The sequence below is a fragment of the Massilia sp. PAMC28688 genome (assembly GCF_019443445.1).
Taxonomy (GTDB): Bacteria; Pseudomonadota; Gammaproteobacteria; order Burkholderiales; family Burkholderiaceae_D; genus Telluria_A.
This window is the reverse complement of the sequence record NZ_CP080378.1, coordinates 19,450-33,851: the sequence shown is the minus strand read 5'-3', so window position 1 is coordinate 33,851 and position 14,402 is coordinate 19,450. Positions and strand designations below refer to the sequence as shown.

Here is a 14,402-nt window from a genome sequence, read left to right as displayed (position 1 = left end):
GGCCATGATCACGTTTGATAAATTTTTCGCAGGTAGCACGCCGGTCGTGGCATCGGCCCCCGGGCGCGTGAATCTGCTGGGCGAGCATACCGACTACAACGACGGCTTTGTGCTGCCCATCGCCACGCCCATGCGCACCACCGTCGCCGTCGCCCCCAGCCGCGACGACGCCCATTATTTTTATTCCGAAGAGATGGATGACCAGGTCATCCTGCCGCGGCGCGGACGCCTGGCCTCCGGCTACGGGCGCTACATCGAGGGCTGCATCCGCGTGCTCGAGCAGCTCGGCCACGAGATCCCGCCGCTGCGCATATTCGTCCGTTCCAGCGTGCCGGTCGGCTCCGGCCTGTCTTCGAGCGCCGCGCTGGAAGTGGCCACGCTGCGCGCCCTGCGAACCCACCTGGGCCTGGCCCTCGATGACGTGCAGATTGCCCAGCTGGCGCGCAATGCCGAAGTGGCCTACGCCGGCGTGCAGTGCGGGATCATGGACCAGATGGCATCGAGCCTGTGCGACGAGACGCACATGCTGTTCCTCGATACGCGGTCCCTGGACACGCGCGTGCTCAGCCTGCCGGCACATGCTGAAGTGCTGGTCATGGACAGCGGCGTGGCCCGTACCCTGGCCGGCAGCAAATACAACGAGCGCCGTGCCGAATGCGACGCCGCCGCCGCCGCGCTTGGCGCGAGTTCACTGCGCGACGTGACCGATGTGGCAGCCCTGGCGCAGCTTGAAGAACCGCTGCGCCGCCGCGCCCGTCACGTCATTACCGAAAACGCGCGCGTGGTGCGCGCCGCCGAAGGCGTGGACGCGGCGCAGTTCGGCCGCCTGATGAACGAGTCGCACGCCAGCCTGCGCGACGACTACGAGGTGTCGATACCGGAACTGGACACCCTGTGCGAGATGCTGCGCGCAGCTCCCGGCGTGTACGGCGCACGCCTGACGGGCGCCGGGTTTGGCGGCGCCTGCGTGGCGCTGTGCGCACCGGGCAGCGCCGCTGGCGCCGGTGCATTGGTCCTTGAACAATATAACGCCGCCGGACACAAGGGAGAACTCCTGATGCCCGCGGCCACACAACATGGAGGATCCTTATGAGCGATTTTGAGTACCCGCGTCCGCAACTGGTGCGTCCCAACTGGCTGTCGCTGAACGGACAGTGGGACTTCTCCTTTGACGACGACATGCAGTTCCAGACGCCCACGGACGACATTCCCTGGGACCGCACCATCACCGTGCCGTTCGCGCCCGAATCGAGCGCCAGCGGCATTGGCGACGAGGGCTTTCACCAGGCCTGCTGGTACCGCCGCGAGTTCGACGTGCCGCCCGGTGAAGGGCGCGTGATCCTGCACTTCGGCGCCGTCGACTATGAAGCGCGGGTGTGGGTCAACGGCAGCCTGGTGGCCGAACATGAAGGCGGCCATACGCCATTTTCCGCCGATATCAGCTGCGCGCTCAACAAGGACGGGCCGCAGACCGTGGTGGTGCAGGCCAAGGACGACCCGCACGACCTGGCCAAGCCGCGCGGCAAGCAGGACTGGCTGCCGGAGCCGCACTCCATCTGGTACCCGCGTACCACCGGCATCTGGCAGACCGTGTGGCTCGAGCGCGTGGCCCACACGTATATCCAGCGCCTGCGCTGGACCCCGATTTTCGAGGGCTACGAGATTGGCTGCGAGATTTTTGCCGCCGGTGAAATCACCGAAGACCTGTTCGTGGAAGTGAAGATCTGGCATGGCGACAGCCTGCTGGCGGACGATCATTACAAGTTGATTGGCCACGAAGCGAACCGCAAGATCGCCCTGTCGGACCCCGGCATCGATGACTCGCGCAATGAACTGCTGTGGAGTCCCGAGCGGCCCACGCTGCTGTCGGCGGAACTGACCCTGCATCACGAAGGCAAGGTGCTGGACCAGATCCGTTCCTACACGGCGCTGCGCTCGGTGGCCATCACGCGCGACCGCTTCATGCTCAATGGCCGTCCGTACCCGCTGCGCATGGTGCTGGACCAGGGCTACTGGCCCGATACCCTGATGACGGCGCCCAACGACGAAGCGCTGCGGCGCGACGTGGAGCTGGCCAAGGCCATGGGCTTTAACGGGGTACGCAAGCACCAGAAGATCGAAGACCCGCGCTACCTGTACTGGGCCGACAAACTGGGCCTGCTGGTGTGGGAAGAAATGCCTTCGGCCTACCGCTTCAGCCCCAAGGCCATCACCCGCATCGTGCGCGAGTGGACCGAAGCCATCGAGCGCGACTACAGCCACCCGTGCGTGATCGTGTGGGTGCCGTTCAACGAATCGTGGGGCGTGCCGAACCTGACTTCCACCCAGGCCCACCGCAATGCCGTGGAGGCGCTGTACCACCTGACGCGCACCCTGGACGGCACCCGCCCCGTGATCGGCAACGATGGCTGGGAAGCCTCGGCCACCGACATCCTGGGCATTCACGATTACGATGCCGACCCGGAAAAGCTGCGTTCGCGCTACGAGACCACCGAGCCGCAGCGCACCTTGTTCGACCAGCGCCGCCCGGCCGGACGCATCCTCACGCTGGACGGCTTCCCGCACCGCGGCCAGCCTATCGTGCTGACCGAGTTTGGCGGCATCGCCCTCAAGAAGCAGGCCGAACCCGACGGCACCTGGGGCTACTCCAGTGCCGACACCGACGCCGCCTTCATCGACCATTACCGGCGCTTGCTCAAGGTAGTCAATGAAACCATGCTGTTCAGCGGCTTCTGCTACACGCAATTTACCGACACGTTTCAGGAAGCGAACGGCTTGCTGTATGCGGACCGGACCCCCAAGGTTGCCTTGGAAGAAATCAACGCGGCAACGCGCAACATCAAAACAGGAGAATAAGAATGACTAATCAGCTTCGCACTACGGACGCAGCGAGCGCCCTCAAAGCCGCCACCACCATGATCGTGTTCTGCCACCTGCGCTGGGACTTCGTGTATCAGCGCCCGCAGCAACTGCTGTCGCGCCTGGCCGAACACTACCGCGTGCTGGTGGTGGAGGAGCCCATCTTCCACGAAGGCGAAGCTTTCCTCAAGAGTTACAGTCCGGTGCCCAACGTCACGGTCTACCAGCCGCACACGCCCCTGCATGCACCTGGCTTTCATGACGACCAGATCGCGCTGCTGCAGCCTTTGCTGGCCGACCTGGTGCCGGAAGGGGAAGACCCGATCGCCTGGTTCTACACACCGATGGCGCTGCCGCTGCTGCAGACCGTGCACCCGAGCGTGGTCGTGTACGACTGCATGGACGAACTGGCAGCGTTCAAGAATGCGCCAAAGCAGCTGCTGCAGCGCGAATCGGCCCTGCTGTCCATGGCCGACGTGGTGTTCACGGGCGGGCCCAGCCTGTTTGAGGCGAAAAAGGATCGCCACGACAATGCCCACTGCTTCTCGAGCAGCGTCGATCTCAAGCATTTCTCGCAGGCGCTGGACCGCAGCACGGCCCATCCTTCGCAGGCAAACCTGCGCCGTCCGCGCCTCGGCTACTACGGCGTGATCGACGAGCGCTTCGATGTCGACATGCTGCGCGCCATCGCCGACGCCCGCCCCGAGTGGGAACTGGTCATGGTAGGGCCGGTCGTGAAGATCGATCCGGCCTCGCTGCCGCGCAATCCCAACATCCATTACATGGGCCAGGCGTCCTACGACGAACTGCCCCAGTACCTGGCCGCGTGGGATGTGGCCCTGATGCCGTTCGCGCTGAACGAATCGACCAAATTCATCAGCCCGACCAAGGTGCTGGAGTACATGGCGGCCGAACTGCCGATCGTGAGCACCAATATCACCGACGTGACCAAGCCATACAGCCACGTGGTCCGCATTGCCTATTCGCCCGAAGAATTCATCCAGGGCTGCGAAGACGCGCTGGCGATGACGCCGGCCGAGCGCACGGCCATGACGGAGAAAATGCGCGCCGTGGTCAGCGCTACCTCGTGGGATACCACTGCGCAGCGCATGCACAGCCTGATGAAGCCGCGCAAGGCCCCGGCCCGCGCAGCGGCTGCCAACCAGGAGGCCGCGCCCGCTGCTGCAGCCAACGTCAACCCGCTGCGCCCGATTGTCCCGGGAGCGAAGTACCTGCCGGCGGACGGCGTGCTGGCCACGCGCGCCACTGACGGCACCATCGCCGTCGGCGCGGAGTAAAAAAAAGGCACCACGCGGCCGCCGCCCACGGGGCGGCGGCTGCCATTGATTTGGAAAGGCACCATGAAAATTCTTGTCACCGGGGGCCTTGGCTACATCGGCTCACATACCTGCGTGGAACTGGTCAAGGCCGGCTACGAGCCGGTAGCACTGGACAATCTATCGAACGCCCAGATCGGCGTGCGCGATCGCGTCAGGCAGATCACCGGCCAGCCGCTGGCATTCATCAATGCCGACATCCGCGACCGCGCGGCGCTGGATGCGGCCTTTTCCGCGCACCAGTTCGGGGCAGTGATCCACTTTGCCGGCCTGAAGGCGGTGGGCGAATCGGTGGCGCAGCCGCTGCGCTACTACGACAATAACGTGGCCGGCAGTGTCAATTTGTTTGAGGCGATGCAGGCCCATGGCGTCACCTCGCTCATCTTCAGTTCATCGGCCACCGTGTATGGCGACCCTGATTCGGTACCGATCGAAGAAACATTCCCCTTGCGCGCCACCAATCCCTATGGCCGCAGCAAGCTGATGATCGAAGATATTTTGCGCGACCTGGCGGTTGCCCAGCCCGATTGGCGCATCGGCATTTTGCGCTACTTCAACCCGGTCGGCGCCCACGAAAGCGGCCTGATCGGAGAAGAGCCGAATGGGATACCGAACAACCTCATGCCGTTTATTGCCCAGGTGGCCGAAGGCAGGCGCGAGATGCTGTCCGTGTACGGCACCGACTATCCCACGCCGGATGGCACGGGCGTGCGCGACTATATCCACGTGGTGGACCTGTCGATTGGCCACGTCAAGACGCTGGAACGGCTCAAGCAGGGTGCGGGCGTGGTCACCTACAACCTGGGCACGGGGCGCGGCAACTCGGTGCTGGAAATGATCCGCGCGTTCGAGCAGGCCAGCGGCAAGAGCGTGCCGTATCGCCTGGTCGAGCGGCGCCCCGGCGACATTGCCGCCTGCTATGCCGATCCCCGCCGGGCCGAGTCCGAACTGGGCTGGTCGGCCAAGCGCGACATTGCGCAGATGTGCGCCGACACCTGGCGCTGGCAGTCGGGCACGGCCCGCACACTTGGCGAAGGAGCGAAGGAGGGCGCATGAGCGACAGCGGCGACGTCCGGCAACTGCTGGAGCAGGTGCGGCAGGGCGACAAGGATGCCTTCCGGGCATTGATGGCGCCGTACAGCCGCAAGCTGTACCTGGTGATCCTGCGGATCGTCAAAAACAGCAGCGATGCCGACGACGTCATGCAGGAAGCGCTGCTGTGCGCCTACCGTGGCCTGGCAAGCTTTCGGGGCGAAGCGGGCTTTTCAACCTGGCTGTACCGGATTGGTACCAACAGCGCGCTTTCTTTTCTGGCCCAGCGGCGGCGCCTGCAACACGATGCCAGCGGCGCCGGTTACGACTGGCGCGGCGCGGCCCTGGCGCCGCCCAGCGACGATCCCGAGCAGATCATGGTGGGCAAGCAGCTGCTTGCCACCATCGGGTCGGCACTCGATACCATGCACCCGGAATACCGCACCGCGATCGTGTTGCGCGAATTTGAAGGCCTGAGCTATGATGAAATCGCCACCGCCATGGTCTGCCCGCTGGGCACCGTGCGCAGCCGCATTGCCAATGCCCGCACGGCAATCGGGCATCAGCTCAAGTCCCAGGGATTTTATTGCGCCAGTGTCGGCGCCTGAGGTAGCCTGTTATGCCAGCCAGTTTCACTTGCGCACCATTCGGCACGCTGCCTGACGGCCGTGCGGTGCAGCTTTTCACCCTGACCAATGCGCATGGCCTGAAGGCGCGCGTGACCAATTTCGGCGGCATCATCACCGAGCTGCATACGCCGGACCGCCACGGGCGCCTGCAGGATATCGTGCTGGGCTTTGATACGCTCGCGCCTTACCTGGGCGAGAGCCCTTACTTCGGCGCCCTGATCGGCCGCTATGGCAACCGCATCCGCGAGGGCCGCTTCATGCTCGACGGCGAGACATTCCAGCTCAGCGTCAACAATGGGCGCAACCACCTGCATGGCGGGGTGCAGGGGTTCCACAAGGTGTTGTGGGATGCGCAGCCGTTCCAGGGGCCTCACGGAGCCGGCCTGGTGCTCACCTACCGCAGCAGCGATGGGGAAGAAGGCTATCCCGGCAATGTCGACGTGGAGGTGCGCTACGAACTGACGGACGACAATGCATTTGTCATGCATTTTTCTGCCGTCACTGACCGCGCCACGCCGGTCAACCTCACCCAGCATTCCTACTTCAACCTGGCGGGCGCGGGCAACATTCTTGGCCACGAACTGACACTCGATGCAGCGGCCTACATTCCCATCGATGCGCAATCGATCCCCCTGGGCGAGATTGCGCCGGTGGCGGAAACGCCGTTTGACTTCCGATTGGCGCGCCCGATCGGCGCGGCGATCGGCGCGGAGCACCCGCAGCTGAAAAACGGAGGTGGCTACGACCACACTTTTGTGCTCACGCCATCCGGTGGCGAGCTGCGCCGCGCGGCGCGTCTGGTCGATGCGGGCTCGGGCAGGACGCTGGAACTCTTCACGGACCAGCCGGGCGTGCAGTTTTATAGCGGCAATTTCCTGGACAGTACACTGAGCGGCAAAGGGCAGACCTATGCCTACCGCACGGGCCTGTGCCTGGAACCGCAGCATTTTCCTGACTCGCCCAATCAGCCAACCTTCCCCGATACCATCCTGCGCCCGGGCCAGCACTACGCCACGGTGTCGAGCTACAGGTTTTCAGTCCAGGACTAGCCGCCCGCATTTCACATCTGCATGCTGGCAGGCCACAGGACGCATGCGCCCTGTGGCCCTGGCGTGGCTTAGCCGAGGGGATTGACCACGAATGCCGGCATGGGCTGCTTGTCGCGTGCGCATTCGAGGAACTTGTCGGACGTGCTCAGCGCCTCGTGGATGGTGACGTCCATGTCGAGGTAGCGGTAAGTGCCCAGGCGGCCGACAAAGGTGACGTTCGGTTCCTGCTTGGCGATATTGATGTAGCGCTCCAGCTGTTCCTTGTCGCGCGCCATGCGGATGGGATAGTAGGGAATATCATTTTCTTCGCACTGGCGGCTGTACTCGGCGTAGCACACCGTGCCCTCATGCGTTTCCCATGGCGAGAAATGCTTGTGCTCGGTGATGCGCGTGTATTCCTGGCTGTTGTCGCACACATTGATCACGGCATTGCCCTGGTAGTCGCCCGTGTCGCGGAACATCTTGAAGTCCAGCGTGCGGTACGGCAGGCGGCCTTCGGAATGCTTGAACCAGGCGTCGATCGGGCCGCTGTAGAAGACGTGTTCGTAATCGCCCTTGGAGGCGGGATCGAAGCGTGTGTTCAGGTGCACCGTCACGCCCGGCACGTCAATGATCTTTTGCACCAGCGCCGTGTAGCCGTCTTCCGGCATGCCCTGGTACTTGTGGCTGAAATAATTGTCGTCGTAGTTAAAACGCACCGGCAGGCGCTTGAGGATGCTGGCCGGCAGTTCGCTGGGATCGAGTCCCCACTGCTTGACCGTGTAAGTCTTGAAGAAGGCTTCATACAGTTCCCTGCCCACGAAGCGCAAGGCCTGGTCTTCAAAGGTTTGCGGGTTGTCGATGGTCTTGTCGCCCAGCGCGGCGAGGAATTCGGCCGCTTCAGCCGGGCGCATGGTCTTGCCAAAGAATTGGTTAATCGTCAGCAGGTTGATGGGCAGGGTAAATACCTGGCCATTGGTGATGGCCTTGACGCGGTTGACGAAGGGTTTGAAGGTGCTAAAGCGGTTGACGAATTCCCACGCGCGTTCATTATCGGTGTGAAAAATGTGAGGGCCATAGGCATGGACCATGACACCGGTCTCGGCGTCGCGCTCCGAATGGCAGTTGCCAGCCACGTGAGGGCGTGACTCGAATACTTCGACGGTGTATCCCGCGTGCGCGAGTTGATTTGCAATCACGGCACCGGAGAAACCGGCGCCAACAATGGCGATGCTTTTTTTCATTGAATATCCAGGGCGGTAAAGGGTGGCAGGGTGTGTGCCTGATGCCGGCTCTGTAGCGGCGCTTCTTGCGAAGCGGCTTGTTGTTGCCGATGCATCTGATGTGTGCGCACTATGTTGGGATAATGACATGTTCCTGTCATAGTGACAAACACGCTACACCAACCGTGCGCAGCCTCGTCAGCCCAGTGCCGTATCGAGCACCGTCATCAAGGTAAAGCCCAGCGTGAGCGCAATGCTGGCCGCGGTGCCGTGGCCATTGCGCTGTGATTCCGGGATCACGCTGTGCACAATCACAAACAGCATGGCGCCGGCGGCCAGTGCAAGGCCAAACGGCAGCAGCTGGGTGGCCAGGCTGATCATCACGACACCGAACACGGCAGCCATGGGCTCCACCAGGCCCGAGGCGGCTCCCAGCGCCGCCGAGGCGCAGCGGCCGTAGCCAACGGTGCGCAGCGCCAGCGCCACGACCAGACCTTCCGGGACATCCTGGATCGAAATGGCGGTGGCCAGCGAACGGGCGCCGGACAGGTCCGGTCCGGCAAAGGCCACGCCAATGGCCAGGCCTTCGGGCACGTTGTGCAGGGCCACGGCGCCGACGAAAATCCAGGCATGCTTGAGCGAACTGCTGCCATGGTTCTTGTCGGCCAGCGCACCGGAGCGATGGCTGATGACCTTGTCGAGCACGAGAATCAGGAGCGCGCCGGCAATTACACCGATGCCGACCGTCAGGCTCGATACCATGTCACTGGCGCCGCCCGCGCGGGCGGCATCGAGCGCCGGCACGATCAGGGAAAACGCGGTCGCGCCCAGCATCACGCCGCCTCCGAAACCAAGGATGGCGTCGTAGGTGCGCTGCGAATAGTTTTGTGCGAACAGCACCGGCAGGGTGCCCAGGGCCGTGGCGGCTGCGGCGATGGCACCCCCGGTGAGCGCCGCGCCAACGCGCACGTCGAGCTGGGGCGCCACGCCGATGACCTTACCGATCAGGAACAAGAGCCCTGCAAGCAGGGCGAACAGGCCGATCCCGCGCAGGACAGCCGGCTGGTTGCGGCCGGCGGCCAGGGTTGGCTTGTTTGAAGACACGGACATGTTGTGTTCCCGTCGGTAAGGTGCGCTTAGTGAGGCTTGCTGCGCTTGGCAGCGCCTGCCAGGCCCAGCTCGGCCCCGGTCATGGGATCGGCCGCCGGATCGGAGGCGGTGCGCGCAGCCGCTGTCTTGAGCAGTTCCATTTCCTGCGCGCTCAAGCGCACCGAGGCGTCGCCATCGCCGCCATCCACCGCTGCCTGCTGGTCGCGGTCGGTGACGAATTCCCAGTCTTCGCCCTGGTTCCAGGCCCCGCGCATCTCGCCTTCGCCCCGGGACATGTTGAAGTACACGCTGGCAAAGCGGGGATCACCCTGGTTCTTACCAGGCGGGAAGTTCGGCTCGATGGCGTACAGCGCCTTTTCAAACGATTTCTGGTGCGCGATTTCGCGCGTCATGAGAAAGCCCAGCGCTTCCTTGACGCCCGGGTCGTCGGTCAGATTGATGAGCCGCTCGTAGACGATCTTGGCCCGCGCCTCGGCCGCGATGTTGGAGCGCAGGTCGGCGGTCGGCTCGCCAATGGTGTCGACGTAGGCCGCCGTAAATGGCACGCCCGCCGAATTGACCAGCGGGGCGCCGCCGCCGTACAGCACTTGCGTCAAGTGACTGTCGTTGCCGGCACCGGTAATTGACCGATACAGGTCGCCTTCGGAGTCCACACCTTCGGCCATGCGGCCCTTGGCACCCTTGTTGAGCATGACAACGATATTGCCGATGACTTCCAGGTGGCTCAGTTCCTCGGTCGCAATATCGAACAACATGTCCTTGCGCCCCGGGTCATCCTCGGCCAGCGCCTGCGTGAAATAGCGGCACGCAGCGGCCAGTTCGCCCTGGGGGCCGCCGAATTGTTCCAGCATGAGATTGGCGAGCCCCGGGTTCGGTTCATTGACCCGGACGGTGTATTGCAAACGCTTGTTATGTGCAAACATGTTTTCTCCTGATGGGTGAGACGGGCCGGTTGCACCCGTCAAGTTAGGTCGAAGGCAATTGCCGGCGCTTGACGCCCTTGTTACCGGCTGCGAATCAAGCAAGCCTGGCTCGGCAGAAAACGCGCCATGGATGCACCATGTTAGACAGGTACCAGGGGCATGTTGTCAGAGTCTTCTTTGTCCAGGCGTAGGACTATGTGCCGGCAAATTGCAACAAAAGCTTTTGGAAGGGCCACAACATTACTGAGCAATCGCTCGCTATTTTCTTTAGCATGCCGAAAATAAACAGTAGAATGGACGCGCTGTAGGTATCGGACAGCTTTTATAAAATGACAATTGGGGACAAGATGAGTGTTTTGAAAACCGTGGGTATCAAGGCCGCGCTGGTGGCGGCATCGCTGGCATTTTCGATCAGCACCGCATGCGCCGCTGTGGATGTGGCAGGCGTCAAGTATCAGGAAACGCTGCCGGTGGGCGGCAAGGAGCTGATGCTCAACGGTGCCGGCGTGCGGACCAAGTTCATCATCAAGGTGTATACCGCCGGCCTGTACCTGCAGTCAAAGGAAACCACGACGGAAGGCGTGATGAAGGCCGAGGGCCCGCGCCGCATTCGCCTGGTCATGATGCGCGATATTTCGTCGGACGACTTCGGCTCCGCCTTCATGACCGGTCTGAACAACAATGTCAGCAAGGAAGACAAGGCCAGGATCGTAGGCCAGATCAGCAAATACGGCGAAATGTTTGCCGCCATTCCAGGGCTGAAGAAGGGCGATGTGCTTGACACCGACTACCTGCCAGGCCAGGGCGCCCAGTCCTACTTGAATGGCAAGAAGATCGGCACCGTCTTGCCGGACCTGGTGTTCTATAACTCGGTCCTGCGCATCTGGCTCGGTGACAAGCCTGCCGACAGCAGCCTCAAGACCAAATTGCTGGCTGGCATTTCTGCAAAATAGCCGTATGGCGCAGGTGGTGCGCGCCCGCATGGCGCCGCCACCTGCCCCAGCCGGGCCCGGCGCCCGGTAGCGGCAAAAAAACGTGGCGGACATCACACATTGGTAAGAAATTACTGTAGAGCAACCGAGGCGCATCCTATACAATGCTTTCAGTCGCACTGAATGAAGGCTCCATGGAACTCTTGATCGCCCGGCGCATTTTAACGGCAGCTCAACCGCGCCGCCTCATCGCGACCCTGTTCCTGTGTGGCGCCACCTCGCTGGCCCTGGCACAGTCGGTCTCGCACATGCGTTTTACGCGCATGCCCAGCCTGGTCACTGACGACCCCTCGATTGTATCGATCCTGCAAGACCGCCAAGGCTTCATCTGGCTCGGTGCCCTCAATGGCGGCCTGTATCGCTACGATGGCGGCCAGGCCGTCAAGTTCCTCAACGATCCCAAAAACGAGGCGAGCCTGCCGGGCGAGCGCGTCAATACAATTTTCGAGGACAGCGCCGGCGCAATCTGGGCCGGCACTACCTACGGCCTGGCCCGCTACAATCCCGGGACCAATGACTTCACCCGCTTCGTGTCCGACAAAAAGCCGGGCAAGCACCAGGTGATCCGCAAGATCATCTCGGATGGCAAGGGTGGGATGTGGGTCGGCACCTGGGGCGGCCTGCAGCACTTCGACCCTGCCAGCGGCAAGTTCCGCCTGTTCCAGCCCAAGGCGGGCGCCCCGCATGCCATTCGCAGCGACAGCGTGGAGGCGCTGGCGCTTGACGCGCGCGGGGGCTTGTGGATTGCCCTGTATCCGTCCGGCCTCGACTACCTCGATCCCGTGAGCGGCAAGTTCCGGCACTTCAATGTCGATACCCCCCAGCAGCCCGACCCGGTGGCCAACAAGGTCGAAGCGCTGGCCATGGATGCCGACCAGCGCCTGTGGATCGGCACCCGGCGCGGCGTCCATCGCTGGACCGACGGCACGCCCTGGGAAAACCGGGTGCGCCTGCCTTCGTCGGACGTGCGCATCAACAATTTTTATCCGGCCCGCGATGGCGGCATGTGGGCCGTGACCATGAATGACGGCGTGCTGCGCTGGAGCGCGGGTGCCGATGAACCGCGCAACTACGGTTACCGTCCCAACGATCCCTATTCCTTGCCGACCCTGAGCTTCCAGTCGGTCATGCAGGATCGCTCGGGCCTGCTGTGGGTGGGGTCTTATAATGCGGGCGTGGTGGTGGCCAACCCGGCCAGCAAGGGCTTCACGCGCCTGATTCCGCCGGAGTTTCCCTTCGGCCGCAGGCAGCCCAACAATACCACCGTCACCATTGCCGGCGCCCCCGACGGGCGCATCTGGATTGGCGGCCTGACGGGCGTATCGCTGATGGACCCGGCGACCGGCAACATCGACAAATACTACCGGGCCCAGGCGGGGCGCCCGGGCGCGCTTGGCGCCGATACCGTCATCAGCCTGTACCAGGACCCGGCCGGGCCGCTGTGGACGGGCACCACCAATGGCTTGTTCCGGCTTGATCCGGCCAGCGAGCAATTCACCCCCATTCCATTTCCGAATACGAACAACTCGATCACGGCCATCCGTCCTGGCGCGGGCGCTCGCTTGTGGATCACCACCAATGCCAGCGTGATCCACTATGACCCGGCGGCCGGCACCCACCGCATCTATACGCTGGAAAAGGATAATCCCAACAGCCGCCGCATGGCCCGTGCCAATACCGTGCTGGAAGACCGGCAGGGCCGGGTCTGGATGGGGTCCGAGTATGCCGACGGCCTGGACATGCTCGACACGCGCACCGGCAAGTTCCGTCATTTCGTGCATGACGACAGGGACCCGGGCAGCATGTCGTCCAATTTCATCGTGGCGTTGCACGAAGATGTGAATGGCCGCATCTGGGCCGGCACCGCGCAGGGGCTCAATGAAATCGTCACCGGGGCCGACGGCAAGATCAGCTTTCGCGCCTATCCGGGCGCCGGCAGCGAAAAGGTGTTTGCCATCCAGGGCGATGCGCTTGGCAATGTCTGGCTCACTACGCTGTCGAGCCTGCTGCAACTGGACCCCGCCACCGGCAAGACCGTCAGGTACACCTCCGCTGACGGCTTGCTCGAAGGCTACCGCGTGGGCGCTGCCTATGCCGATGCCGCGGGCAAGCTGTATTTTGCGGGCGGCCATGGCGTGCTCAGTGTCGATCCGCGCGCGGTGCAGGTCGACGCCAGTGCGCCGGCGGTCTCGATCACCGATGTCAGCGTCCTGAACCGTTCGCTCGCGCTCAAGCCGCGCCCCGAGGGCGTGCAGCTGACCGGCCCGGTGACGGCGCCCAGGAAGCTGGTGCTGGCGGCTCACCATTCCGTGCTCTCGCTTGAATTTTCAGCGCTGCACTTTGCCGACCCGGCCAGCAACCGCTACAGCTACAAGCTCGAAGGCTTCGACAAGAACTGGGTGGGGGCCGATGCCGCGCACCGCCGCGCCACCTATACCAACCTGGATCCGGGCAACTACGTGTTCAAGGTTAAGGCGGCCAACCACCGCGGCCAGTGGAGCGAGCAGGAAGCCACGCTGGCCATTGAAGTGCTGCCGCCTTTCTGGAAGACCTGGTGGTTCCGCATCGGTGCAGCGATCCTGGCCGTCAGCCTGCTCGGCATTGCGTACCGCGTGCGCGTGGGCAGCCTGACCCGCAGCAAGCAGCGATTGCAATCGGAAGTGGCTGCGCGCACTGCGGAACTGGCTGAAAGCAACGCCAAGCTCGAAGCGCTGTCGCTGACCGATGGCCTCACCGCACTGACCAACCGGCGCGGCTTTGATGCCGGCCTGGCAGATGAGTGGGCGCGCGCCTGTCGCAGCGGCCAGACGGTGGCCCTGGCCATGCTCGACGTCGACCACTTCAAGCTGTACAACGACAAATACGGCCACCAGGCGGGCGACCGCTGCCTGCAGGCGATTGCCGAGGTCATTGCCGCGCACGCACGCCGTCCCGGTGACATTGCAGCCCGCTACGGCGGCGAAGAGTTTGCCTTGCTCACGCCTGCCACCGAGGGCGGGGCCGCCGCCGCCATTGCCAAGGCCATTTGCGAGCGCGTCGCGGCCCTGCAGCTGCCGCACGCCGATTCCTCGTACGGCATCGTCACCGTCAGCATTGGCATTGGTGCGCTGGTGCCGGGGGCGGACAATTCGCCCGAACTGCTGATCCGCCTGGCCGACGACGCCCTGTACCGGGCCAAGCACGAAGGCCGCAGCCGCGCCGTGCTGGCAACGGCAGCAGACGAGGAACTGGCGCGCCAGAACCTGTCGGCCATGGCGTAGCGGCAGGGC

Annotated in this window: 11 protein-coding genes; 8 read left to right on the top strand and 3 right to left on the bottom strand. The window is 63.6% G+C overall.

What is annotated here, in order from left to right:
* Window positions 1-4 precede the first annotated feature (4 nt).
* The 6 genes from galK to KY495_RS00105 all read left to right on the top strand — a co-directional run bounded on the left by galK (window position 5) and on the right by KY495_RS00105 (window position 6,906).
* The gene (gene galK / locus KY495_RS00130; protein ID WP_219881777.1) at window positions 5-1,093 is read left to right on the top strand and encodes a galactokinase; all 1,089 of its coding nucleotides are present in this window, start codon (window positions 5-7) and stop codon (window positions 1,091-1,093) included.
* The gene (locus KY495_RS00125) at window positions 1,090-2,856 is read left to right on the top strand and encodes a glycoside hydrolase family 2 protein (protein WP_219881776.1); all 1,767 of its coding nucleotides are present in this window, start codon (window positions 1,090-1,092) and stop codon (window positions 2,854-2,856) included. Before galK ends, KY495_RS00125 begins: the two co-directional genes overlap by 4 nt.
* A gap of 2 nt (window positions 2,857-2,858) precedes the next feature.
* On the top strand, window positions 2,859-4,157 hold the full coding sequence (locus KY495_RS00120; RefSeq protein WP_219881775.1) for a glycosyltransferase: 1,299 nt from the start codon (window positions 2,859-2,861) through the stop codon (window positions 4,155-4,157).
* Between the two features lie 63 nt (window positions 4,158-4,220).
* The gene (gene galE, locus KY495_RS00115; RefSeq protein WP_219881774.1) at window positions 4,221-5,252 is read left to right on the top strand and encodes a UDP-glucose 4-epimerase GalE; all 1,032 of its coding nucleotides are present in this window, start codon (window positions 4,221-4,223) and stop codon (window positions 5,250-5,252) included.
* Window positions 5,249-5,836, top strand: coding sequence for a sigma-70 family RNA polymerase sigma factor (locus KY495_RS00110; protein WP_219881773.1), 588 nt, complete (start codon window positions 5,249-5,251; stop codon window positions 5,834-5,836). Before galE ends, KY495_RS00110 begins: the two co-directional genes overlap by 4 nt.
* An 11-nt stretch (window positions 5,837-5,847) precedes the next feature.
* Entirely contained in the window at window positions 5,848-6,906 is a 1,059-nt protein-coding gene (locus KY495_RS00105) for an aldose epimerase family protein (protein WP_219881772.1), read from the top strand.
* Between the two features lie 68 nt (window positions 6,907-6,974).
* On the opposite strand, the gene glf is transcribed toward KY495_RS00105, so the two are convergent.
* The 3 genes from glf to KY495_RS00090 all read right to left on the bottom strand — a co-directional run bounded on the left by glf (window position 6,975) and on the right by KY495_RS00090 (window position 10,141).
* Window positions 6,975-8,129 carry a UDP-galactopyranose mutase gene (glf, locus tag KY495_RS00100; RefSeq protein ID WP_219881771.1) on the bottom strand — a complete coding sequence of 385 codons (1,155 nt, stop codon included), beginning with the start codon at window positions 8,127-8,129 and terminating at the stop codon, window positions 6,975-6,977.
* Window positions 8,130-8,306: 177 nt separating this feature from the next.
* On the bottom strand, window positions 8,307-9,218 hold the full coding sequence (locus tag KY495_RS00095) for a ZIP family metal transporter (protein WP_219881770.1): 912 nt from the start codon (window positions 9,216-9,218) through the stop codon (window positions 8,307-8,309).
* A 26-nt stretch (window positions 9,219-9,244) separates the two neighbouring features.
* Window positions 9,245-10,141 carry a manganese catalase family protein gene (locus KY495_RS00090; RefSeq protein WP_219881769.1) on the bottom strand — a complete coding sequence of 299 codons (897 nt, stop codon included), beginning with the start codon at window positions 10,139-10,141 and terminating at the stop codon, window positions 9,245-9,247.
* Window positions 10,142-10,488: 347 nt separating this feature from the next.
* Between KY495_RS00090 and KY495_RS00085 the strand changes: the two genes are divergently transcribed.
* Window positions 10,489-11,094, top strand: a complete 606-nt coding sequence (locus KY495_RS00085; RefSeq protein ID WP_219881768.1) for a chalcone isomerase family protein — start codon at window positions 10,489-10,491, stop codon at window positions 11,092-11,094.
* A gap of 173 nt (window positions 11,095-11,267) precedes the next feature.
* Complete coding sequence (locus tag KY495_RS00080) at window positions 11,268-14,393, top strand: diguanylate cyclase domain-containing protein (RefSeq protein WP_219881767.1); 3,126 nt, start codon at window positions 11,268-11,270, stop codon at window positions 14,391-14,393.
* Window positions 14,394-14,402: the final 9 nt, after the last annotated feature.

Excerpts from the sequence above, each read along its gene's own strand:
- galK (WP_219881777.1), top strand. The coding sequence starts at position 5 with ATGATCACGTTTGATAAATTTTTCGCAGGTAGCACGCCGGTCGTGGCA.
- KY495_RS00125 (WP_219881776.1), top strand. The coding sequence starts at position 1,090 with ATGAGCGATTTTGAGTACCCGCGTCCGCAACTGGTGCGTCCCAACTGG.
- KY495_RS00120 (WP_219881775.1), top strand. The coding sequence starts at position 2,859 with ATGACTAATCAGCTTCGCACTACGGACGCAGCGAGCGCCCTCAAAGCC.
- galE (WP_219881774.1), top strand. The coding sequence starts at position 4,221 with ATGAAAATTCTTGTCACCGGGGGCCTTGGCTACATCGGCTCACATACC.
- KY495_RS00110 (WP_219881773.1), top strand. The coding sequence starts at position 5,249 with ATGAGCGACAGCGGCGACGTCCGGCAACTGCTGGAGCAGGTGCGGCAG.
- KY495_RS00105 (WP_219881772.1), top strand. The coding sequence starts at position 5,848 with ATGCCAGCCAGTTTCACTTGCGCACCATTCGGCACGCTGCCTGACGGC.
- glf (WP_219881771.1), bottom strand. The coding sequence starts at position 8,129 with ATGAAAAAAAGCATCGCCATTGTTGGCGCCGGTTTCTCCGGTGCCGTG.
- KY495_RS00095 (WP_219881770.1), bottom strand. The coding sequence starts at position 9,218 with ATGTCCGTGTCTTCAAACAAGCCAACCCTGGCCGCCGGCCGCAACCAG.
- KY495_RS00090 (WP_219881769.1), bottom strand. The coding sequence starts at position 10,141 with ATGTTTGCACATAACAAGCGTTTGCAATACACCGTCCGGGTCAATGAA.
- KY495_RS00085 (WP_219881768.1), top strand. The coding sequence starts at position 10,489 with ATGAGTGTTTTGAAAACCGTGGGTATCAAGGCCGCGCTGGTGGCGGCA.
- KY495_RS00080 (WP_219881767.1), top strand. The coding sequence starts at position 11,268 with ATGGAACTCTTGATCGCCCGGCGCATTTTAACGGCAGCTCAACCGCGC.